The sequence below is a fragment of the uncultured Flavobacterium sp. genome, assembly GCF_951805225.1.
Classification (GTDB): Bacteria; Bacteroidota; Bacteroidia; order Flavobacteriales; family Flavobacteriaceae; genus Flavobacterium.
Genome location: NZ_OX638201.1, coordinates 1920401 through 1946192, shown reverse-complemented (window position 1 = coordinate 1946192; position 25792 = coordinate 1920401). Strand labels below are relative to the sequence as shown.

8 protein-coding genes are annotated in these 25792 nt (G+C 36.9%); 4 read left to right on the top strand and 4 right to left on the bottom strand.

The annotated features are described in order from the left end of the window. Positions 1 to 313 precede the first annotated feature (313 nt). From WN975_RS08110 to WN975_RS08095, 4 genes are all read left to right on the top strand, one after another. Entirely contained in the window at positions 314 to 17938 is a 17625-nt protein-coding gene (locus tag WN975_RS08110) for an MBG domain-containing protein (RefSeq protein WP_337966084.1), read from the top strand. Between the two features lie 80 nt (positions 17939 to 18018). Beyond that, the gene (locus tag WN975_RS08105) at positions 18019 to 18918 is read left to right on the top strand and encodes a PorP/SprF family type IX secretion system membrane protein (RefSeq protein WP_337966083.1); all 900 of its coding nucleotides are present in this window, start codon (positions 18019 to 18021) and stop codon (positions 18916 to 18918) included. Positions 18919 to 19729: 811 nt separating this feature from the next. After that, on the top strand, positions 19730 to 20704 hold the full coding sequence (locus WN975_RS08100) for a ribonucleotide-diphosphate reductase subunit beta (RefSeq protein ID WP_337966082.1): 975 nt from the start codon (positions 19730 to 19732) through the stop codon (positions 20702 to 20704). A 15-nt stretch (positions 20705 to 20719) separates the two neighbouring features. Next, on the top strand, positions 20720 to 22420 hold the full coding sequence (locus WN975_RS08095; RefSeq protein WP_337966081.1) for a ribonucleoside-diphosphate reductase subunit alpha: 1701 nt from the start codon (positions 20720 to 20722) through the stop codon (positions 22418 to 22420). A 502-nt stretch (positions 22421 to 22922) separates the two neighbouring features. Here the strand turns inward: WN975_RS08095 and WN975_RS08090 are convergent. From WN975_RS08090 to WN975_RS08075, 4 genes are all read right to left on the bottom strand, one after another. After that, the gene (locus WN975_RS08090) at positions 22923 to 23495 is read right to left on the bottom strand and encodes a Crp/Fnr family transcriptional regulator (protein WP_337966080.1); all 573 of its coding nucleotides are present in this window, start codon (positions 23493 to 23495) and stop codon (positions 22923 to 22925) included. A 3-nt stretch (positions 23496 to 23498) separates the two neighbouring features. Continuing rightward, positions 23499 to 24161 (bottom strand): 3,4-dihydroxy-2-butanone-4-phosphate synthase, encoded by a 663-nt coding sequence (gene ribB / locus WN975_RS08085; RefSeq protein ID WP_337966079.1) that lies wholly within the window; start codon positions 24159 to 24161, stop codon positions 23499 to 23501. Positions 24162 to 24632: 471 nt separating this feature from the next. Next, positions 24633 to 24959, bottom strand: coding sequence for a multidrug efflux SMR transporter (locus WN975_RS08080; RefSeq protein WP_099708149.1), 327 nt, complete (start codon positions 24957 to 24959; stop codon positions 24633 to 24635). Between the two features lie 73 nt (positions 24960 to 25032). Next, the gene (locus WN975_RS08075) at positions 25033 to 25596 is read right to left on the bottom strand and encodes a Crp/Fnr family transcriptional regulator (protein ID WP_337966078.1); all 564 of its coding nucleotides are present in this window, start codon (positions 25594 to 25596) and stop codon (positions 25033 to 25035) included. Positions 25597 to 25792 lie beyond the last annotated feature (196 nt).

The window sequence follows — 25792 nt, the reverse complement described above, 5'->3', positions numbered from 1 at the left end:
TTTCAAGTTATAAAATGCAACAATGTTTAACGTTTTTATCGGGAATCGGAGAATAGAGTTTTTAACTTTATCTTTTTGAAAATCAGTTCTTTGCTTTCTGTCTTCTTAAGGATTAACTTATCCATAATTTTTTTAATGTTTTTTTATTTTAAGACTAAAAAAACTTATAAAGATAAAATGATACACCTCACCTAGGCACATTCTTAAAACTAAAATGCTTGTTTGTATATCTCTAAATAGAGTCCAAAACCATTTTTTTTTAAGAGAATCTATTATTTGTTTCTTAGTCAAAAACATTAAAAAATTATTCAGTATGATTAGTAAAACTACTTTACCTTTTGTAAAAAGATCTTCTCTATTTTTTTTGATAGCCACTTTATTTGTATTACAAACCGTTAATGCTCAAAGCCCCGGTGGGGTTTCGGGAACAGTTTCATGGTATAAAGGCAATTCTGGAATTACATTAAATGCGGGCAATGTTTCGCAATGGAATGATTCTAGCACAAGTGCCAATAATGCTACGCAGGGTAGTACAGGAAGTCAACCTGTTTATACTGCTAATGGTGTTAATTTTAATCAGGCTGTTACCTTTTCTTCTGGAAAGTATTTAAATACTCCAGTGACTAATCTCCCTTCGGGTGCAAGTGCTCGTACTGTATTTTTTGTAGCAACTGCTACTGTAGCAGGAGGCAGTAATAATAGTTATGTATACGCATATGGTGATAATAGCTCAACCGGAGGAGGATTTAATTTAGGAAGACCTTTTGGTTCACAAGCTCTATATTTTTCAGGTGGCATTGGTCTTGCCGGACAATCTACAGCTAGTTTTTGGGTAACAAATTTACCTAAGCTAGGTACTATGACTTTTAATAACCCAACGATATCTTTTTTTGATGCTGGAAATGCTATTGGTACCGCTGCAGGAAGTACTAATACAGTATTATTGGCAAATAGTGGTAGAATTAGTTCTATTGCTGATCAGTCTGGTAGCAATGTATGGTTTGGTAATATATCAGAGATAATTGTATATCCATCTGCTATTACGGGGACAAATGCTATAAAAGTAGAAAGTTATCTGGCATTAAAATATGGTATTCATAAAGTAGGTAATTATCTTAGCGGCACTGGGGCTGTCGTTTGGGATGCAACTGCTAATGCATTATATGATAATGATATATTTGGTATAGGACAAGATGATGCTTCGGGTTTATTACAATCACAATCAAATAGTTCTAATACGGGCAGCGGTGATGGAACGGGACAAACTGGAAAAGGAAATATCATAATCAGTAATCCATCGTCATTAGCTAATAATGGCTTTTTGGTTATTGGTCATGATTTGGGACTTTTAGCAGAAACAACAGTTAGTTCTACAAAAAGAGTACAAAGAATCTGGAAGGTTCAAAGTACAGGAAATCCAGGAACGGTATCTTTAAGTTATGATATAACAGGGCAGACTTATTCGGCACAGACAGCTAGTGATTATGTTCTTTTGGTTGATCCCACAGGAACAGGAAATTTTAGTGGAGGTTCTGTGGTAAGATATTCCGGAGCTGCAATTACAGCTAATAAAGTTTCTTTTAATACAGTTGATTTACCAACAGGTGCTGTATTTACTTTTCAAACTTTGGGTACTCCTAGTACACAAGCAACTAATATTGTTTTCAGCGGCACAACAACTACTGCTACTACAATTAATTGGACAAATGGTAATGGTTCTTCAAGAGCGGTATTTATGTATGCAGGGGCAAGTGGTAGTGCTTCGCCAATTGATCTTACAAGTTATACTGCAAATACTGTTTTTGGATTAGGAACACAAATTGGAACTACTGGCTGGTATTGCGTTTATAATGGTACGGGTACTACTGCAAATATAACGGGATTAATTCCTGCAACAACTTATCGGGTAATGAGTCTTGAATATAGCGGTATATTGGGTGGTGAATTATATTTATCTACCGTAAGTACCGGTAATCCTGCTGAAATAATAACAAATGCAATTACCGGAAGCACAGTGGGTCCGGGAGGTATAATTACCGGGCTTAACTTATGGTTGGATGCTGGTAATGGTACCACGGCATCAGGGGGGAATTTAACTGCATGGGCAGATTTAGCAGGTATTAATACATTCGCGGTAAGTACAACTAAACCAACAGTTATATCTAATGCCATTAATTTTAACAATGCAATAAGATTTACCGGAAGTCAAAAACTTATAGGAAATAGTGCTATTGGAATAAGTGAAGCTTATACAGTTGTTGCTTTTAATGGTGCACCCAATATTGAGAGAGGGACTATATTGGCACCAATTACTAATTCAATAGGAGGGAGTCGCTATATCTTTCGTTCAGCTTCTTCACTCCTTTATGTGGGTATTATACCTTCGTCAGCTTCTGTAAATAGTTATATGACTACAACTCCACCTCCAAGTGGTGAATATGATATATGGACAGCAAGCGGAACCGGTAATGTATTGAGAAAAAATAGTTTACAAGTTGGTACTGGTGCAGCAATGGCAACAGTTATGACTGATATACCACAAATTGGAGATCGATCATCGAATGATTCCAAATTAAATGGCTGGCTTGCAGAGGTAATTAATTATGAAGTTTCAAAAGCTGGTATAGGAAGGGATAATATAGAATCTTATCTTTCTATTAAATATGGTATTAAAAAGACAGGCAATCTTATTTCATCTTCTAATGCGGTAGTGTGGGACGCAACGGCAAATGCTTCCTATGATAATGATGTATTTGGTATTGGGAAGGATGATTTATCTGTATTAAACCAAATTATTTCTAATAGTATCAATACGGGTAGTGGTGACGGTACAGGACAAACCGGAAAAGGGAATATTATAATCAGTAATCCATCTTCATTAGCCAATAACGGTTTTTTAGTAATAGGTCATAATACAAGTGCACTTACTGAAACAAATGTGACTGTTGGAAGTACTTTTACAAAAAGAATACAAAGAATCTGGAAAGTTCAAACTACAGGCAGTCCCGGAACAGTTTCTTTGAGTTATGATTTAACAGGATTGGCTTATTCCGGGCAAATTGCCAACGATTATGTTTTATTAGTTGATCCTACAGGCGCGGGTAACTTTAGTGGTGGTTCTGTAGTAAAATATTCCGCAGCAGCAATTACCGGAAATAAAGTTTCTTTTAATACTGTTGCCTTACCAACAGGTGCAGTATTTACTTTCCAAACATTATCAACTCCTACAGTTCAGGCTGAAAATGTTGTTTTTACGAATACTAAAGGAACTACAACTACAATTAGTTGGACAAACGGAAACGGTTCTTCAAGAGCTGTATTTATACATGCAGGAGCAAGCGGAAGTGCTTTGCCAGTAGATTTGACGACTTATACGGCTAATACTGTTTTTGGTACAGGAACACAAATTGGTGCAACAGGTTGGTATTGTGTTTATAGTGGTACAGGTACAACAGTAGATGTAACAGGATTAACAGCTCTAACAGCTTATCAGGTTATGACGGTCGAATATAGCGGAATACCTGGGGCTGAATTATATTTATCGACAGTAAGCACGGGCAATCCTACAGGAGTAACCACCCTTAATGATATTGCGACATTAAGTAATTTGGCAATTAGCCAAGGGACATTAGCTCCGGTTTTTGCAACAGGAACTTTAATTTATACAGCTAGTGTTGCTAATGGTGTTACAAGTTTAACAGTAACTCCAACTACAACAGATACTAATGCAACAGTCACTGTAAATGGAATAGCGGTTACAAGCGGAAGTCCTTCTACAGCAATTGCCTTAGTTGCAGGTCCTAATGTTATTACCACGGTAGTTACTGCTCAGGATGGTATTACAACACAAACATATACAACGACAGTAACGAAAGCATTTGCACCGCCAATAATTACGAATTTTAGTCCTCAAAATGGTCCGGTTGGTACTACAGTAACTATAGCTGGTACTAATTTTGGAGCAACAATAGCAGAAAATATAGTGTTTTTTGGTGCGACCAGAGCTACTATTACAGCCGCAAGCGCAACAAGTTTAACGGTAACAGTTCCTGTAGGGGCAACATATCAGCCTATTTCAGTTTTAAATACAGCTAATGTTTTATCAGGTTACTCGATAAGTTCTTTTATAACCACATTTACACCTAATAAGGGACGAATAACGATTGATGATATAATGCCAAAAGTAGATATTGCAACTGGTACTTTTATGCAATCTGTCACGACTGGTGATTTTGATGGTGATGGTAAGGCTGATATTGCGTTGGTATTTACTACTTCTGATAATATTTCTATTTATCGTAACACTTCGGTTAGTGGTACAATCAATGCATCATCTTTTACAGCTTCGGGAACTTTTGCAACAGCTACTCATCCTTTGTTTGTAAAAGCAGCAGATATGGATGGAGACGGAAAGTTAGATCTTGTTGTGACACATTCTGTCTCTTCCAATACAGTTTCTGTTTTAAGGAATAATTCATCAGGAGTTGGGAATATTGGTTTTGAAGCTCCTCAGAATTTTATTTTAAGTGTGTCAACGTATGCTTTAGCAATTGGTGATCTTGATGGTGATGGAAAGCCAGATATTGTAACAACAAGTACTGATAGCGGTTTGGCATCAGTTTTACGAAATATATCTTCAGGAATTGGTAATATTAATTTTAGCCCTAATGTTAATTTTACAGCTAATTCTAATAGCAACGGATTAGCATTAGGAGATTTAGATGGAGATGGTAAACTTGATATGGTTGTTACTAATAGCGTTGCAACTGAAGCAATGTCGATTTTTCTTAATACCTCCACTAATGGTACTATTAATTTTGGCTCCAAGATAGGATTTAGTACTGGTTTTGCAGCTACACGTGTAGAAATTGGTGATTTAAATAAGGATGGTAAACCTGATATTGTAGTTGATGGCGGAACAAGTAATTTCGTTTATGTTTTTCAAAATACAACGGCAGGTATAGGTAACTTAAGTTTTGCACCAAAAATAGATTTGGCAATAGATGCAAAATCGACTCAAATTGCAATAGGGGATTTTGATGGAGATGGAGTTCCTGATTTGGCATGTAGTATGCAGAATACTTCATTAAATATTTTTCGTAATACAACATCCGGAGGGGCTATAAGTTTTTCTCCTAGAGTAAATTTTGTAAATAATGTTTTTTCTAATGACTTAGTTATAAGTGATTTAGATGGAGATGGTAAAAGTGACCTTGCTACTGTTAATAATGGTACTTTGTCATTATTTCGCAACAATCCTTTGTTTGCTCCAACTACGCAAGCGACTAATGTTGTCTTTACAGCAACAACAGGAACTACGACAACAGCTAGTTGGACAAACGGAAATGGTTCATCAAGAGCAGTATTTATGTATGCAGGAGCCAGTGGTAGTCCTTTACCGGTTGACTTGACAGTTTACACGGCAAATGCTGCTTTTGGCACAGGAACTCAAATTGGTTCAACAGGATGGTATTGTGTTTATAATGGTACCGGAACCACAGTTAATATAACAGGATTAACGGCAGGAACTCATTACCAACTGATGGTAGTAGAGCAAAATGGTTCAGCAGGTGATGAAATGTATCAAACAGCTGTAAGTACAGGAAATCCTGCAGGAATAACTCCTTTTAATAATATCGCAACATTAAGTAATTTGGTAATAAGTCAAGGTACTTTAACCCCTGTTTTTGCGACAGGAACTACAACTTATACTGCAATAGTAGGCAATGCTGTTACAAGTTTAACGGTAACACCTACAACAACAGATACAAATGCAACAGTTACTGTTAATGGAGTAACCATAACTAGTGGAAATCCTTCCGGAGCAATTGCTTTAGTGGTTGGACCTAATATTATAACCACAGTAGTTACTGCTCAAAATGGTACTACAACACAAACGTATACAACGACAGTAACCAGAATAATTGCACCGCCAGTAATAACTAACTTTAGTCCTCAAACAGGTCCGGTTGGTACTACAGTGGTCATTACCGGAGCCAATTTTGGAGCTACAATACCACAAAATATAGTGTTTTTTGGTGCAACTCAGGCCACCGTTACGGCAGCAAGTACAACTAGTTTAACGGTAACAGTTCCTGCAGGGGCCACTTATGAACCAATTTCAGTTTTAAATACAACTACTGTGTTACTAGGTTCTTCGAGTGTACCTTTTGTAACCACATTTACCCCAAATAAAGGAAATATAACTATTGATGATTTTGAGCCAAAAGTAGATTTTAATGTTAATACGAATGCTTACAGTTCAACAATTGGAGATTTTGATGGAGATGGAAAACCAGATATTGCAGTAACAAACTATTCGGGCAATTCAATATCAATTCTTCGCAATACCTCTTCAAGCGGAAGTATTTCCGGAGCGTCCTTTGCTGCAAAGATTGATTTTACTACAGCTACGACTCCTGAAGGAATAGAAATTGGGGATTTTGATGGTGATGGTAAAATAGATCTTGTGGTAGTAAATTATAATGATAATTCGATGTCTATTTTTAGAAATACATCTTCCGGAATTGGAAATATTTCTTTTGCTACGCGAATAAATTTTACTACATTGGCAAACCCTCGTAATGCTGTTGTCGCTGACTTTGATGGAGATGGTAAGTCAGATTTAGTTCTAACAAATTACAATGGCAACTCAATATCAACTTTCCGTAATACGTCATCCGGAATTGGAAATATTAATTTTAGTGCTAAAGTTGATTTTTCCGGTACTAGTGGATCTATTGGATTATCAATAGGTGATCTGGATGGTGATGGGAAAATAGATGTCGCTACAGCTGATTTAGTCGGACAAAGAGTATCTGTTTTTCGTAATATTTCAACAACTGGCGTTATTAATTTTAGTCCTATAGTGAGTCTTCCTGTTGGATTGTTTGCCAACAATGTAGTGATAGGAGATTTGAATAATGATGGTAAACCTGATCTTGCTGTTTCTAATAACGGGAGCAGTGTGATATCAGTTTTTAACAATACATCATCCGGGATTGGTAATATTAATTTTGATGCGAAAGTTGATTTTTCTGCAGCAACTAATGTAACCAATCTGGCAATTGGAGACCTGGATGGAGATGGAAAGTTAGATTTAGCTGTTAGCGCATCTAGTGGTTTATTTTCTGCCCTTCGCAATACAACCACAGGAAGCGGCAGTGCTATTACTTTTGCACCAAAAGTTGATTTTGTTGCTAGTACCACAGTAAGAAAATTAAAAATAGGCGATCTAGATGGTGATGGTAAAGATGATATTATTGCGACTAATACAACTGCAAATACTATTTCTGTATATCGAAACAATCCATTATTTGCACCTACAACCCAAGCGATCAATGTTGTTTTTACAGCGACAACCGGAACATCAACCACCGCAAGTTGGACAAACGGAAACGGATCTTCAAGAGCTGTATTTATGTACGCGGGAGCTAGTGGTAGTCCTCTTCCGGTAGATTATACACCATATACGGCAAATGCAGCTTTTGGTACAGGAGCTCAAATAGGTACATCAGGTTGGTATTGTGTTTATTATGGCACAGGAACAACGATAAATATAACAGGTTTAAATCCAGCGACCCTTTATCAGGTTATGGTTGTCGAAAGAAATGGTTCAGCTACAGATGAATTGTATTTATCTACGGTAAGTACAGGAAATCCTGCCGCAGTAACCACACTTAGTAATGTTGCCACATTGAGTGATTTAGCGATAAGTCAAGGTACTTTAACTCCAGTTTTTGCAACAGGAACGACAACTTATATTGCAACAGTGCCAAATGCTATTACCAGTTTAACGGTAACGCCTACTACAACAGATAGTAACGCGACGGTTAAAGTAAACGGAGTAACCGTAACTAGTGGAAATCCTTCCGGAGCAGTTGCTTTAGCGGTTGGACCAAATATTATTACCACAGTAGTTACTGCTCAAGATGGCACGACGATAGATACGTACACAATAACAGTAACCAGAACAGCACCAGCAACAATTTTAACTTCAGGAACATTAATTGCACTAACTACAGCTTATGGTACAGCATCGGCATCAACTAGTTTTAATGTTTCAGGAACCAATATGCTCGATGGAATTTTAGTAACGGCACCTTCAGGATTTGAAGTAAGTAGTGATAATATTACATTTACAAATACCATAACAATTGGTGCAGCCGGAACAATTCTATCAGCACCGGTTTATATAAGATTAAAAGGAAATATTCCGGCAGGAAGTTATTCCGGAGATGTTGTTTTAACCAGTAATAGTGCAGTTACTATAAATGTAGCCACAGTTTCTAGTACAGTAAATCCGGCAGCCTTAACAGTTACTGCAGTTGATAAAAATAAAGTTTACGGAAATGCAAATCCAACATTAACGGTTAGTTATTCTGGATTTGTAAACGGAGATACTGTCACAAGTTTAACTACAGCCCCAACTATTTCAACAACAGCTCTTGCAAACAGTGGAGTAGGAAGTTATCCGATAACAGCATCTGGAGCAGTAAATCCAAATTATACTTTTAATTATGTTGATGGAAATTTAACGGTTACTGTTGCGTCTTTAACCTTTACAGCCGATGATAAAACAAGAGCTTATGGAGTAGCGAATCCTACTTTTACAGGAACTTATGTAGGATTTGTAAACGGTGATACACAAAGTGCTATAACCACACCACCAATATATAATACCACAGCAGTTGCAGGAAGTAGTGTTGGAAATTATCCAATAATACCAACCGGCGCAGTAAGTGCTAATTATGTTATAAATTATGTTAATGGAAATTTAGAAATAACTCAGGGTATTTTAACAATAACAGCAGATGCTCAGACAAAAGTTTATGGAGTAGCAAATCCTACTTTAACAGTGAGTTATACTGGTTTTGCTAATGGAGAAACTTCTGCAGATTTAACTACACAGCCAACAGTTACAACCACAGCCACAAACACAAGTGGCGTTGGTTCGTATCCAATTACAGCAAGTGGCGCCGCAGCTGCTAATTACACCATTAGTTATGTTGCAGGAACTCTTACTGTAACTCCGGCTAATCTTGCAATTACGGCAGACAATCAAACTAAAACTTACGGTTCTGCAAATCCAACTTTTACGGTAGCATATTCAGGCTTTGTAAATGGTGAAACAGAAGCTGTTTTATTGACACCTCCAATAGTTACAACTACAGCAGATGCTTCAAGTTCAGTAGGTGTTTATCCGTTGACAGTAAGCGGAGCGACAGCAGCAAATTATACAATTGGTTATACGACAACCGCTACATTAACTGTTACTCCAGCAGCTTTAACTGTTACATCAGTTGATAAAACTAAAATTTATGGAAGTGCCAATCCGGCTTTAACAGTAACTTATTCAGGTTTTGCCAATGGCGATATCGCAACAGATTTACAAACACAGCCAACAATTACCACAACTGCAACAACAGCAAGCGCCGTTGGTTCATATCCAATTGTGGCAAGTGGCGGAGCAGATCCTAATTATACTTTCACTTACGTGAATGGAAATTTAACAGTAACCTTAGCAACTTTAACCGTTACGGCAGTTGATAAAACCAAAGTTTACGGAGGTGCGAATCCAACTTTAACAGCAACTTATTCCGGATTTGTAAATGGTCAAACAGAAGCTGATTTATTGACATTGGCAACAATTACGACAACAGCAACAACAGCAAGCGCCGTTGGTTCATATCCAATAGTAGCCAGCGGAGGAGCAGATCCTAATTATACTTTTACTTACGTTGATGGAAACTTAACAGTAACCGTAGCAACGTTAACAGTTACGGCTGTTGATAAAACAAAAGCTTACGGCGCTGCCAATCCAACTTTAACAGCGACCTATTCCGGATTTGTAAATGGAGAAACAGAAGCTGATTTATTGACATTGCCAACAATTAGTACCACTGCCGTCACAGCAAGTCCTGTGGGAACATATCCAATTACAGCAAGTGGAGCAGTAGATCCCAATTATACTATTAATTATGTTGCAGGAACTTTTAGCATAACGCCAGTTACTCTTACTATTACAGCCGATGCAAAAAATAAAATTTACGGTGATGCAAATCCAGCATTAACGGTAAGTTATACAGGATTTGTAAACGGAGATACCGCAACAAATTTAACTACTGCACCAACAATTACTACAACAGCAGTAACAGCAAGTGCAGCCGGAACATATCCTATTGTACCTAGTGCAGCAGTCGATCCTAATTATACAATTGTTTATGTTAATGGAATTTTGACTGTTAACGCAGCTACATTAACCATAACAGCCGATGATAAAAATAAAGTTTACGGAGACGCTAATCCTGCTTTAACGGTTAGTTATTCAGGTTTTGCCAATGGTGATACTGCGGCAAGTTTACTAACTCCGCCAACGATTAGTACAACGGCGACAACAGCAAGTTCAGTTGGAACATATCCTATTACAGCAATCGGAGCATCGGATCCAAATTATATTATTAATTATGTTAATGGAACACTAACCGTAAGTGCTACAACTTTATTGACCATTGTAGCTAGTAACCAAAGTAAAACTTACGGAGATGCCAATCCAACTCTAACGGTAAGTTATGTTGGTTTTGTTAATGGAGATACCGAAGCAGATTTAACTACTTTACCAACCATTAGCACAACAGCAATTCAGAGTAGTCCGGCAGGAACATATCCAATCACCGCAAGTGGAGCCGTTAGTGCAAATTATACAATTGCTTATACTAACGGAACCCTTACTGTTAATCCAGCAGCTTTAACAGTTACCGCTGATGCGAAAACCAAAGTTTATGGCGATGCGAATCCTGCTTTAACAGTAACGTATTCAGGATTTGTAAACGGAGATAGCGCAACAAGTTTAACAACAGCGCCAACAATTACAACAACAGCTCTTGCAACGAGTCCTGTTGGTAGTTATCCAATAACAGCAATTGGAGCAGTTAATCCAAATTATACCTTTACTTATGTTGCAGGTAATTTAGCTGTAACAACTGCCACTTTAACCGTAACAGCCAATAATAAAACTAAAATTTACGGAGATGTAGATCCAACTTTAACTGTAAGTTACCTCGGATTTGTAAATGGAGATAGTGCGGCAAGTTTAACAACACCACCAACTATTACGACAACAGCTACAACAGGAAGCCCAGTTGGTTCTTATCCAATTACGGCAAGTGGAGCGGTAGATTCCAATTATACAATTAATTATGTTGCCGGAACTTTAAGTATAACGCCTGTAAGTTTAACCGTTACAGCAGATAATCAAACCAAAGTTTATGGTGATGCGAATCCAACTTTAACAGTAACGTATTCAGGATTTGTAAACGGAGATAGCGCAACAAGTTTAACAACAGCGCCAACAATTATAACAACTGCAACTGCGACAAGTCCAGTTGGAACATATCCAATTACGGCAAGCGGAGCAGTATCGACAAATTATACCTTTACTTATGTTGCAGGAAGTTTAGCAGTAACACCAGTTACACTAACAATAACAGCTGACAATCAAACTAAAATTTATGGTAATGCCAATCCAACATTAACTGTATCGTATTCTGGATTTGTAAACGGAGACAGCGCAACAAGTTTAACAACAGCGCCAATAATTACAACAACTGCAACTGCTACAAGCCCTGTTGGAACATATCCAATTACAGCAAGCGGAGCAGTATCGACAAATTATACCTTTACTTACGTTGCCGGAAGTTTAACAGTAACACCAGTTACTCTGACCATAACTGCTGATAATCAAACTAAAGTTTATGGTAATGCCAATCCAACATTAACCGTATCGTATTCAGGATTTGTGAATGGAGATAGCGCAACAAGTTTAACAACAGCGCCAACGATTACAACAACAGCAACTGCGACAAGTCCAGTTGGAACATATCCAATTACGGCAAGCGGAGCAGTATCTGCAAATTATACTTTTGCATATGTTGCAGGAAGTTTAACAGTAACACCAGTTACTTTAACCATAACTGCAGATGCGAAAACGAAAGTTTATGGTGGTGCCAATCCAACTTTAACAGTGACGTATTCAGGATTTGTAAACGGAGACACCGCAGCAAGTTTAACAACCGCGCCAACGATTACAACAACTGCAACTGCGATAAGCCCTGTTGGAACATATCCAATTACGGCAAGCGGAGCAGTATCTGCAAATTATACCTTTACTTATGTTGCAGGAAGTTTAACTGTTAATGGAGCTACTTTAACCATAACAGCCGATGATAAAAATAAAGTTTACGGAGACGCTAATCCGACTTTGACTGTTAGTTATTCAGGTTTTGCAAATGGTGATACTGCGGCAAGTTTACTAACTCAGCCAACGATTAGTACAACAGCGACAACAGCAAGTTCAGTTGGAACATATCCTATTACAGCTAACGGAGCAGCAGCCACAAATTATATTATTAATTATATTGATGGAACACTGACCGTAAGTGCTACAACTTTATTGACCATTGTAGCTAATAACCAGAGCAAAACTTACGGAGATGCCAATCCAACTCTAACGGTAAATTATGTTGGTTTTGTTAATGGAGATACCGAAGCAGATTTAACTACTTTACCAACCATTAGTACAACAGCAGTTCAGAGTAGTCCGGCAGGAACATATCCAATCACCGCAAGTGGAGCAGTTAGTGCAAATTATACAATTGCTTATACTAACGGAACTCTTACTGTTAATCCAGCGGCTTTAACAGTTACCGCAGATACAAAAACTAAAGTTTATGGCGATGCAAATCCAACATTAACGGTTAGTTATGCAGGATTTGTAAATGGAGATACAGTCGCAAGTTTAACGACAGCCCCAAGTGTTTCAACGACAGCGCTTTTAGGAAGCGGAGTAGGAAGTTATCCTATAACCGCAGTAGGAGCAGTAGATCCAAATTATACTATCACTTACGTGAATGGAAATCTTATTATAAATACTGCTAATCTTACTGTTACTGCAGATAATCAAACTAAAACATATGGCTCGGCAAATCCAACTTTTACAGTAGCATATTCTGGTTTTGTAAATGGTGATACCGAAGCAGTTTTATTAATCCCTCCGACAGTTACAACTACAGCAGATACTTCGAGTTCAGTAGGTGTTTATCCGTTAACAGTAAACGGAGCGATAGCTGTAAATTATACGATCACTTTCGTGAATGGAAATCTAACAGTAACCACAGCAACTCTAACCATAACTGCAGATGATAAATCGAAAACCTACGGATCTGCAAATCCAGCTTTAACAGCAAGTTACACAGGATTTGTAAACGGAGATACAGCGGCAAGTTTAGACACGCCAGCAACACTTTCGACAATAGCAGTTGCAGGAAGTCCAGTTGGATCATATCCAATTGTGGCAAGCGGAGCAATAGATTCCAATTATACGATCACTTTCGTGAATGGAAATCTAACGGTAACCACAGCAACTCTAACCATTACAGCTGATGATAAATCGAAAACCTACGGATCTGCAAATCCTACTTTAACGGCAAGTTACACAGGTTTTGTAAACGGAGATACTGCAGCAAGTTTAGATACGCCAGCAACGCTTTCGACAATAGCGGTAACTGGAAGTCCAGTCGGATCGTATCCAATTGTAGCAAGCGGAGCAATAGATTCCAATTACACAATTACTTTCGTGAATGGAAATCTAGTCGTAACCACAGCAACATTAACCATAACAGCTGATGATAAATCGAAAACTTACGGATCAGCAAATCCAGCTTTAACGGCAAGTTATACAGGATTTGTAAACGGAGATACTTCGGCAAGTTTAGACACACCGGCAACGCTTTCAACAATTGCAGTTACTGGAAGTCCTGTCGGATCGTATCCAATTGTGGCAAGCGGAGCGTTAGACGCCAATTACACAATCACTTTCGTGAATGGAAATCTAACCGTAACCACAGCGACTCTAACCATTACAGCCGATGATCAGACGAAAACTTACGGATCGACAAATCCTACTTTAACAGCAAGTTACACAGGATTTGTAAACGGAGACACAGCAGCAAGTTTAGATACGCCAGCAACACTTTCGACAATAGCGGTAATAGGAAGTTCGGTTGGAACATATCCAATTGTTGCAAGCGGAGCAATAGATTCCAATTACACGATCACTTTCGTGAATGGAAATCTAACGGTAACCACAACAATTCTAACCGTCACAGCCGATGATAAATCGAAAACTTACGGATCAGCAAATCCATCTTTAACAGCAAGTTACACCGGTTTTGTAAACGGAGACACAGCAGCAAGTTTAGACACGCCAGCAACGCTTTCGACAATAGCCTTAACGGGAAGTCCGGTTGGATCATATCCAATTGTGGCAAGCGGAGCAATAGATTCCAATTATACAATCACTTTCGTGAATGGAAATCTAACAGTAACCACAGCAACTCTAACCATTACAGCAGACGATAAATCGAAAACATACGGATCTACAAATCCAGCTTTAACGGCAAGTTATACAGGATTTGTAAACGGGGATACTGCTGCAAGTTTAGATACGCCAGCAACACTTTCGACACTAGCAATTGCAGGAAGTCCAGTCGGATCATATCCAATTGTAGCAAGCGGAGCGATAGATTCTAATTACACAATTACTTTCGTGAATGGAAATCTAACAGTAACCACTGCAAATCTGACCGTCACAGCTGATGATCAAACGAAAACGTACGGATCTGCAAATCCAGCTTTAACGGCAAGTTATACAGGTTTTGTAAACGGAGATACCGCAGCAAGTTTAGACACGCCAGCAACGCTTTCGACAATAGCCTTAACGGGAAGTCCAGTCGGATCATATCCAATTGTGGCAAGCGGAGCAGTAGATTCTAATTATACAATTACTTTCGTGGATGGAAATCTATCCGTAACCACAGCAACATTAACCGTAACAGCCGATGATAAATCGAAAACCTACGGATCTGCAAATCCAGCTTTAACAGCAAGTTACACAGGTTTTGTAAATGGAGATACAGCAGCAAGTTTAGACACGCCGGCAACTCTTTCGACAATAGCAGTAACGGGAAGTTCAGTTGGATCATATCCAATTGTAGCAAGCGGAGCTTTAGATTCCAATTACACGATCACTTTCGTGAATGGAAATCTAGCGGTAACCACTGCAACTTTAACCATCACAGCTGATGATCAAACCAAAACCTACGGATCAGCAAATCCAGCCTTAACAGCAAGTTACACAGGTTTTGTAAACGGAGATACTGCAGCAAGTTTAGATACGCCAGCAACGCTTTCGACAGTAGCAATTGCAGGAAGTCCAGTTGGATCATATCCAATTGTAGCGAGTGGAGCAATAGATTCCAATTACACAATCACTTTCGTGAATGGAAATCTAGCCGTAACCACAGCAACTCTAACCGTAACAGCCGATGATAAATCGAAAACCTACGGATCTGCAAATCCATCTTTAACCGCAAGTTACACAGGTTTTGTAAACGGTGATACTGCAGCAAGTTTAGACACGCCAGCAACGCTTTCGACAATAGCAGTTGCAGGAAGTCCGGTTGGAGCTTATCCAATTGTAGCGAGTGGAGCAGTAGATTCCAATTACACAATTACTTTCGTGAATGGAAATCTAGCCGTAACCACAGCAACTTTAACCATTACAGCAGACGATCAAACGAAAACTTACGGATCTGCAAATCCAGCTTTAACGGCAAGTTACGCAGGATTTGTAAACGGAGATACCGCGGCAAGTTTAGACACGCCAGCAACGCTTTCGACAATAGCAATTGCAGGAAGTCCAGTCGGATCGTATCCAATTGTAGCAAGCGGAGCGATAGATTCTAATTACACAATTACTTTCGTGAATGGAAATCTAACAGTAACCACTGCAAATCTGACCGTCACAGCTGATGATCAAACGAAAACGTACGGATCTGCAAATCCAGCTTTAACGGCAAGTTATACAGGTTTTGTAAATGGAGATACTTCGGCAAGTTTAGACACGCCGGCAACACTTTCGACAATAGCGGTAACGGGAAGTCCGGTTGGATCCTATCCAATTGTAGCAAGTGGAGCAATAGACTCTAATTATATGATCACTTTCGTGAATGGAAATCTAGCCGTAACCACAGCAACTTTAACCGTAACAGCCGATGATAAATCGAAAACGTACGGATCAGCAAATCCAGTTTTAACAGCAAGTTATACAGGTTTTGTAAACGGAGATACAGCAGTAAGTTTAGACACGCCGGCAACATTTTCGACAATAGCAGTTACAGGAAGTCCGGTCGGATCGTATCCAATTGTAGCAAGCGGAGCCTTAGATTCTAATTATACGATCACTTTCGTGAATGGAAACCTAGCCGTAACCACAGCAACATTAACCATTACAGCAGATGATCAAACGAAAACCTACGGATCAGCAAATCCAGCTTTAACGGCAAGTTACACAGGTTTTGTAAATGGAGACACCGCAACAAGTTTAGATACACAAGCAACGCTTTCGACAATAGCAATTGCGGGAAGTCCTGTCGGATCATATCCAATTGTGGCAAGCGGAGCTTTAGATTCCAATTATACGATCACTTTTGTGAATGGAAACCTAACCGTAACCACAGCAACATTAACCATTACAGCCGATGATAAATCGAAAACCTACGGATCAGCAAATCCAGCATTAACGGCAAGTTACACAGGATTTGTAAACGGCGATACCGCGGCAAGTTTAGACATACCAGCAACGCTTTCGACAATAGCGGTAACGGGAAGTCCAGTCGGATCATATCCAATTTTAGCAAACGGAGCTTTAGATTCCAATTATACTATCACTTTCGTGAATGGAAATTTAACGGTAACCACAGCGACATTAACTATTACAGCTGATGATAAAACAAAAGTTTCCGGAACCGTAAATCCAACCTTAACGGCAAGTTACACAGGATTTGTAAACGGAGATACTTCGGCAAGTTTAGATACGCCAGTAGCGCTTTCGACAATAGCAGTTACAACAAGCCCAGCAGGAACATATCCAATTGTGGCAAGCGGAGCATTAGATTCTAATTACGCGATTACTTTCGTTCCAGGTATATTAACGGTAACATCTTCTTCTTCAAATAATGTGAATCTGGCAAGTTTAGGTATTAATAGTGGTTTACTTAATCCTGCTTTTTCACCAAATACGTTATTGTATAATGTAAATGTTGGTAACGATATCAACACAGAAACAATAACAGTTTCTTCTGAAGATCCTTTGGCAACGATAAAGATAAACGGAATTACCATTGTTAATGGCGGATCGTTAACTCCGGTTTCATTAGCAACAGGAATCAATGAAATGGTAATAACGGTGACTTCACCAGACGGAACAGTTACTAAAACTTACATATTAAACATTATAAAAGAAGCTTCAGATATTGCAACATTATCTAATCTATCTATTAGTAATGGAGTATTAGAACCGGGATTTGAATCGGATGTAAAAGACTATAACGCAGCAGTTAAATATGATGTAGAATCAATTACCGTGACACCAATCGTTACAGATCTTAGCGCTCACATAACCGTAAATGGAGTAGCCGTCGCTAATGCTACAGCAAGTGCACCAATAATTCTAAATGAAGGAGAAAATATTATTACCACAGTCGTTACGGCAGAAGATGGAACAACAAAAGAAACGTATACAATTACAGTATACAAAGCTGTTGGACCGGATAAAGTAACCGCAAATAATATTTTATCACCAAACGGAGATGGTAAAAATGACTTCTGGGAAATTAAGGACATTCTTTTATATCCTAACAATACAGTTACGGTATACGACAGAGCTGGCCGAATAGTGTATTCTAAAAAATCATATACCAATGATTGGGATGGATCATTTAGTGGCGCTCCATTAAACAATGATACTTATTATTATCTAATTGATCTGGGCGATAATTTACCTAGAATCAAAGGTTTTATCACCATGATTAGAGATTAATACCTAGAGTTAAAAAGTGTAAAATAAGAAAATTGTTATATCATAATCCAATCGATATGGGTACAAATAAAAAAATATATATGAAATTATTTGCCATCAAACCAATCCTGTTTTTGAGTGTAGTTTTATTGGTAACAAATACGGCCTATGCGCAATTGAATAAATTCGAAGCCATGTATTTTCAAAACCAATATTTGGGTAATCCGGCGATGGCAGGACTAAATAAGGGGTTAAATGTAAACATTGGATATCAGGGACAATGGGACGATGTACCCGGAAGACCTGTATTAATGTATGCAACAGCCGAATACAATCCGGATGACAGACTTGCTTACGGACTTAATTTTAATAGTGACAAAGCAGGTTTAATAACCAATACGCGAATTCTGGGAACTTTTGCCTACCATTTGCCACTTGATGAAGACGGTCGAAAATTAAACTTCGGATTATCTTTTGGAGCCAGATTTCTCTCCCTTGATAATGGTAAAATCAACGGAAACATAGACGATCCTTCCATTCAGAATTTTAATGAAGGTGGCGCTTTAGATGGTGATTTTGGAGTTTCATACACAACTAAACTATTGACCATTCAAGCTGCAGTTCCTAATTTAAATAATGTGTTTTTTGAGAACGATAATGGCGAAAGAAGATACGTAGACAATCAGATATTCTATTCGGCGATAAGCTATAAAGTGTTTCTGTCCAGCAGAATAAACGATTTTAATATCGAACCACTTTTGGCTTACAGAGGCATTAGAGGATACAAGGATATAGTAGATATTGGAGGAAGATTCAACATGCCGGAATACAATATAAATATATCGGCGATGTATCACACAAACGAAGCAATTTCGGGAGCTTTTGGACTTCAATTAAATAAACTCGGAATCTTTCTGGCGTATTCCAGTTATATTGGCAACAACGGCGCTTTTGCCAATGATACTTTTGAATTAGGATTGCGTTACAACTTTTTAGATTAAGTTTTTGGTTAAATTTAAAGGTTAATATTCTGAAGAGGAAAAGTGAAATTTCAATGGCAACATTTTAATTTTACTTTTCCTTTTTTAATTTTAAAATGCTAATGATTTTTCATTACTCTTCACAACAAAAAAGTTGCAAATTTCTTCCAAAATCAATTTGATGTTTTCTGAATTTTTTGGCAGTATATTTTGCTTTAGCCAAATGAAAATAACTTCAAATTTGGTTTAATGTTTTTATTTTGATTACAAATTACTTTAATCGTAATCAATGATTGAAAAATTTCCTTTCGTAATTATATTTCCTTTAAAAAAGTATTAAAAAGAAAAGCACTGAATATTTTTAAATAACAATTTAAATTATTTAAAATCAATGTATTATCTTTTTTATTGCTTAGCTTTTACTTCTTCAGATGCAATCATTTTTAATTCTAATTTAATGATAAATTAGCGTTCCATTTTCTTTTGCAAAATACATTTTCGTAGTAAAAAACTTAAAATTTAAAGAGTTATTGTTGATAACTGTTTTTGAAAAATGATCGTTTTATGATACTTATCATGTTGATAACTTTATTTAGAAACGGTATAAATAGCTATGAGTTTGGGTTTTAGGAAGTATTGTGCATGTTGATAAAAAGTAAATTCTTTCCGCTTCTTAAGAGACAATAAACTGTTGATAATTGCTTCGTTTTTTAACATCAAATCGAGGCCAAAAGAAGAACTGTGGCTTAATTTTGTAGATATAAAAACAACATCGCTTTCCCCAAAAAGCTGTTTTTTTTCTTATTCAAGTCACCATTTAATACTTATATATATGTCTATTTTCGATAAAAGAATCAACTATAAACCTTTTGAGTATCCAGAAGTATTACAATTTACAGAAGCCATAAATAAAGCATATTGGGTTCATACAGAAGTCGATTTTACTGCAGATACACAAGATTTTCATTCGCATTTGAATGCGGCCGAAAAAACAGCAATCAAAAACAGTTTGCTGGCAATTGCACAAATCGAAGTTGCCGTAAAAAGTTTTTGGGGTAATATATACGAGCATTTTCCAAAACCGGAATTTAACGGATTAGGAAGTACGTTTGCCGAATGCGAATTCAGACATTCTGAAGCTTATTCTCGTCTTTTGGAAGTTTTGGGATATAATGACGAATTCGAGAAATTGATGGAGATTCCGGTAGTTCGTAAAAGAGTAGATTATCTTTCGAATGTTCTTAAAGACACCAAATCACAAGACAATAAAAAGTATGTAGTATCATTGATTTTGTTTAGTATTCTAATCGAAAATGTATCACTTTTCAGTCAGTTTGCGATTTTATTGTCCTTTACAAGATTCAAAGGATATATGAAAAATGTGAGTAATATCATTGCGTGGACTTCAATCGATGAACAAATTCATGCAAATGGAGGTATTTATATTGTGAACAAAATAAGAGAAGAATTTCCAAATTATTTTGATGAAGAAACTTTAGCATTAGTTAGAGAAACGGTGAAAAATTCGATAGACGTAGAAGCAGATATATTAGATTGGATTTTTGAAGATGGTGAAATCGAAACAATCAAAAAAGCTGATCTGGTGAATTTCATGAAGTTTAGAATAGACGAAAGCCTTACGCAGATAAATATTCCAACGATATTTAATATTCCGGCCGAAGATTACAAACCAATGGCGTGGTTTGAAGAAGAAGTTTTTGCTAATAGTTTAGATGATTTCTTTGCAAAAAGACCGGTAGAATATACCAAACATGATAAAAGTATTACAGCAAACGACCTTTTTTAATTAGCCAAAAATAATATGAATACGATAATAGATACAATTTCAGGAAAAAGCGCGCCATTAAGTGACGCAGACAATAAAATGTGGTGGAAAAATTCTGAAAGTGAACAAATATTAAACCGCGGATATCTTTTAAAAGGAGAAACTGTAGAAGGCGCAATTGACAGAATTTGTACCGCTGCAGCGAAAAGACTTTACAAACCAGAACTAAAAGATTCTTTTGTAGAAATGATCGAACGCGGTTGGATGAGCATTAGTTCTCCGGTTTGGGCAAATATGGGAACAGAACGCGGATTGCCAATTTCTTGTTTTAATGTTCACGTTCCGGATGAAATCGAAGGAATTACACATAAACTAGGCGAAGTAATCATGCAAACCAAAATTGGTGGTGGAACATCAGGATATTTTGGAGAATTACGCGAAAGAGGAAGCGCCGTAACAGACAACGGAAAGAGTAGCGGAGCAGTAAGTTTCATGAAACTTTTTGATACCACAATGGACACAATTTCTCAAGGTGGGGTGCGTAGAGGTGCGTTTGCAGCATATCTTGATGTAGATCACCCGGATATCGAAGAATTTTTGAAAATAAAAAGCATCGGAAATCCAATTCAGAATTTGTTTACCGGAATCTGTGTACCTGATTATTGGATGCAGGAAATGATCGATGGAGATAGCGATAAAAGACAAATTTGGGCAAAAGTTCTCGAAAGCCGTCAGCAAAAAGGATTACCATATATCTTTTTTAGTGACAACGTAAACAAGAATAAACCACAAGTATATAAAGATAAAAATCTACGTATAAATGCCAGTAATTTATGCAGTGAAATCATGCTTCCGTCAGATATTGACGAATCATTTATTTGCTGTCTTTCGTCAATGAATCTGGAGCTTTACGAAGAATGGAAAGATACCGAAGCCGTAAAACTTGCCATCTTTTTCCTTGATGCCGTATTACAGGAATTTATCGAAAAAACAGAAGGTAACTATTATCTTTCGGCAGCAAATCGTTTTGCAAAAAGACACCGTGCGCTTGGATTAGGAGTTTTAGGATGGCATTCGTATTTGCAAAAAAATATGATTCCGTTTGAAGGCTTGGAAGCCAAAATGAAAACCACAGAAATTTTCCAGCACATAAGCGATAAAGCAGATAAAGCAACTCAGGATTTAGCAAGAATCTATGGAGAACCTGAATTATTAAAAGGATACGGACGACGCAATACAACCACAATGGCAATTGCGCCAACAACTTCTTCATCAGCAATTTTAGGACAAACTTCGCCTGGAATCGAACCTTTTAGCAGTAATTATTATAAAGCAGGATTGAGTAAAGGTAATTTCATGCGCAAGAATAAATACCTGAAAATATTATTAGAGAAAAAAGGTCTTGATAACGAAGAAGTCTGGAGAGAAATCATGCTTAATGGCGGAAGTGTTCAACATATGAGCCAACTTTCTCAAAACGAAAAAGATGTCTTTAAAACCTTCAAAGAAATTAGTCAGTTAGAGATTGTACAACAAGCTTCTATTCGTCAGAAATTTGTAGATCAAGGACAAAGTTTAAACCTAAATATTCCTGCCGAATTACCAATCAAGGAAGTAAACCGCTTAATGATCGAAGCGTGGCAACTTGGCGTTAAAAGTCTTTATTACCAACGCAGTCAAAGTGTATCAAAAGAACTTGTTACAAGCCTTGTTACTTGTAGTAGTTGCGAATCATAAAATCTTTAGAGTTACGAAAGTCACGAAATCTTTGTCAAAGTTTAAAACTTTGACAAAGATAAACACAAGAAACTCGCCAAAGTAATCACATGCAGTAAACCCGACAGGTTTTTAAAACCTGTCGGGTTTAATTCGCACTAGAAACTCGACTAAGTAACCCCAGTATTTGTCATTTCGAGGAACGAGAAATCTTCGCAAGTAGCTCCGCACAGAATTTTTTCAATCTTTGTCGAGTTTCTTGCGAAGATTTCTCGTTCCTCGAAATGACAAGATTGGGTTTCAATTGTGGACGAATGATGGATTAAAATCCATCCCTACAATATATTTTGTTCCTGCGGAACGTTTTATAGAATTCCGAAGGAATGGTTTATTTTGTAGCAACGGATTTTAATCCGTTGAAACGCAACGTAACCCCAATATTTGTCATAGCAAACCCGACAGGTTTTAAAAACCTGTCGGGTTTAAATCGCACAAACATAAGTTTTGAGAGGCTTTTTTATTCTCAATTCTTAGATTTCAATCGGCTTAAAGTTTCTTGCGAAATATTAATATAAGAAGCGACTACTTTATTCGGCAATCGTTTTACAATCGCCGGATTTATTTTCAGCAATTGATTGTATCGTTCTAAAGCATCCATTGTGGTGAATGACATTAATCTGTTGGTATTATTAACGTATGCTCTTTCTAAATACGAACAATAGAATTCTCTCCATTGCGGGATAATACTCATCAAATGATTAAAATCATCGTGACTGATATACAAAAGCTCTGATTTCTCAATCACCTGAATATATTCTGAAGAAGGCAATTTTGTTATAAAACTCACCAAAGCCGTAGCAAGCTGATTTTCGAAAGCGATATAACGAGTTACATCTTTTCCGTCTTCATTTATAAAAAAGATTCTCAAACAGCCTTTTCCAACAAAGTAAGTATTCTGACTCGTTTGACCGTGCGCAAGCAAAAGATCATTTTTACTTTGTTTTAGAGGTTTAAAGTAAGAAAGAATAGTATTTAAATCGGCATCTGAAATCTGAATTCTTTTTTTTATAAAATTACCAAGTTGCTCGTATATCATCGTTTATTTATAATCTCTAACAAATTTGCGGTAATAGATAATATCTTCTATAGATAAAACTACCAATTCATTTTCTTCTGCAAAACTAATGATTCTGCCGAGTTTAGCCATGCTGCCATCAGGATTCATTAATTCGCAAAGAACAGCTTCAGGCTTTAAATTTGCAAGTTTCATTAAATCAATACTTCCTTCAGTGTGTCCGTTTCTTTCCAGAACACCATTTTCTTTAGCGCGCAAAGGGAAAACATGTCCAGGTCTTGATAAATCTTCAGGCAATGCATTTGTAGCACAAGCAGTTTTGATAGTTGTAATTCGGTCCGTTGCCGAAACGCCGGTTGTAACACCTTCTTTGGCTTCAATTGTAACCGTAAACGGAGTTTGAAAATGACTTGTATTTTCTTTTACCATATAAGGTAGATTCAATTGATCTGCTTTTTCATTCGTAAGACAAAGACAGACAATACCGCTGCATTCTCTGATCATCATTGCCATATCAGGAACATTTATATGTTGTGCAGCAAAAATTAAATCTCCTTCATTTTCTCTGTTTTCATCATCCGTTAGTAGAATTCCTTTTCCGTTTTGAAGATGTTTTAATGCATTTTCTACACGTACCTGGCTAGTTGTTCCAAATTTTGTCAACGGACTTATTTCTGTACTTATCATTTTAATTCAAGTATATTAAGATTTTTGAACAGCAAATCTATAAGTGTTTTAGATAGAAAAGTTTGACATAGGTCAATAAAACGGATCAATACAAAAATCTGTGGAGAAACATAAAATAGTTTGTATTGAATAACCATTTTAAACGCAAAGTTCGCTAAGATTTAATTTTACTTTTCGCAAATAGAACACACAAAGTTCGCAAAGCTAGATCAACACAAAGCTTTGCGAACTTTGTGTTTTTATAAAATCCGATATGCATAAAAAACTTTGTGAACTTTGCGGTTAAATACATCCTTAATTTTTATAACTCCATGGTTTTTTGTATTGTACCAATAAAACGACATTTCGAGAATAGAGAATTAAGAAATAAAAAAAGCCCAATTCAGATGAATTGAGCTTTAAATAAATATCTTGATTTTGCTTTAAAACTTCCGCTTAAGCGAAAGAAATAAAACTAAAAAATGAACATTCTTAATGAGAAACAGCTTTAAGTCCAATGATTGAACCAACTAATGCTGCAAGAAAAAACAATCTCCAAAAATCTACAGGTTCCTTAAAAACAAAGATTCCCATTAATACCGTTCCCACTGCGCCAATTCCTGTCCAGACCGCATAAGCAGTTCCAATAGGTAAAGTTTCAGTTGCTTTAATAAGTAGTAACATACTTACGGTTAGTGATATAAAAAATCCTGTGTACCATAAATAAGCATCTGTACCAACAGCTTCTTTTGCTTTTCCAAGACAAGTTGCAAAGGAGACTTCAAAAAGTCCCGCAATAATTAGAATAATCCAGTTCATATTGTTAAAATTTTATGTTGCAAAGTTCCTTTTCCTGAAGCAAATAAAATTTAACAAATGATAAAAAATGAAATTATTTAATCTCAGCTCTAATTCTGCTTAAACTAACTTGTGTAATTCCAAGATAAGAAGCGATATGTCCCAATTGAATTCTTCTAATTAATTCAGGATGATTGGTTAACAATTCCAAATAACGATCTGTTGCGTTTTTAAATTGACGTGAGATCAATCGTTCTTCCGTTTTTACAAGTTCTATTTCGGCAAATTTTCTGCCCCAATTTGCAATATAAATATCAGAATCAAATAGTTTCTGAAGATCTTCTTTCTTTAATTCATAAAGTTCACAATCTTCCAGAAGCTCAATATCTTCATATCCTTTTTCGTCTTGCGTGTAGCTTTTCATCGAAATTACCGTTTGACCTTCTTTTCCAAACCAAAAAGTAACTTCATTATCATTCTGATTTACATAAGCCCGAACGATTCCTTTTTTTATAAAATAGATATTCGACTCCACTTTTCCTGCATTTAAAAGAATATGTCCTTTTGGATATTTTATCTGAGTAATATTTCGTTTTAATGCAGTTTTTGATTCTTCCGGTAATTTAAATATTTCGTCTAGAATAGTGTCGATTTCCATTTTGAGATTGTTTTGTCCGGAGATTAAGTCAAAAGCTTCGTAAGCTTTATTAGAGAACGATAAAGTTATAAAATTTAGCCTATTCAAAGAGAAAAGAATCTGTCGCGCGTAATTTTAACACATAGAGACATAGCTTTTGTTTACTTAAAAAAGGCGTTTCATTTGGTTTTAACGCACATAGCTATGCGTTTTATTT

Excerpts from the sequence above, each read along its gene's own strand:
- WN975_RS08110 (WP_337966084.1), top strand. The coding sequence starts at position 314 with ATGATTAGTAAAACTACTTTACCTTTTGTAAAAAGATCTTCTCTATTT.
- WN975_RS08105 (WP_337966083.1), top strand. The coding sequence starts at position 18,019 with ATGAAATTATTTGCCATCAAACCAATCCTGTTTTTGAGTGTAGTTTTA.
- WN975_RS08100 (WP_337966082.1), top strand. The coding sequence starts at position 19,730 with ATGTCTATTTTCGATAAAAGAATCAACTATAAACCTTTTGAGTATCCA.
- WN975_RS08095 (WP_337966081.1), top strand. The coding sequence starts at position 20,720 with ATGAATACGATAATAGATACAATTTCAGGAAAAAGCGCGCCATTAAGT.
- WN975_RS08090 (WP_337966080.1), bottom strand. The coding sequence starts at position 23,495 with ATGATATACGAGCAACTTGGTAATTTTATAAAAAAAAGAATTCAGATT.
- ribB (WP_337966079.1), bottom strand. The coding sequence starts at position 24,161 with ATGATAAGTACAGAAATAAGTCCGTTGACAAAATTTGGAACAACTAGC.
- WN975_RS08080 (WP_099708149.1), bottom strand. The coding sequence starts at position 24,959 with ATGAACTGGATTATTCTAATTATTGCGGGACTTTTTGAAGTCTCCTTT.
- WN975_RS08075 (WP_337966078.1), bottom strand. The coding sequence starts at position 25,596 with ATGGAAATCGACACTATTCTAGACGAAATATTTAAATTACCGGAAGAA.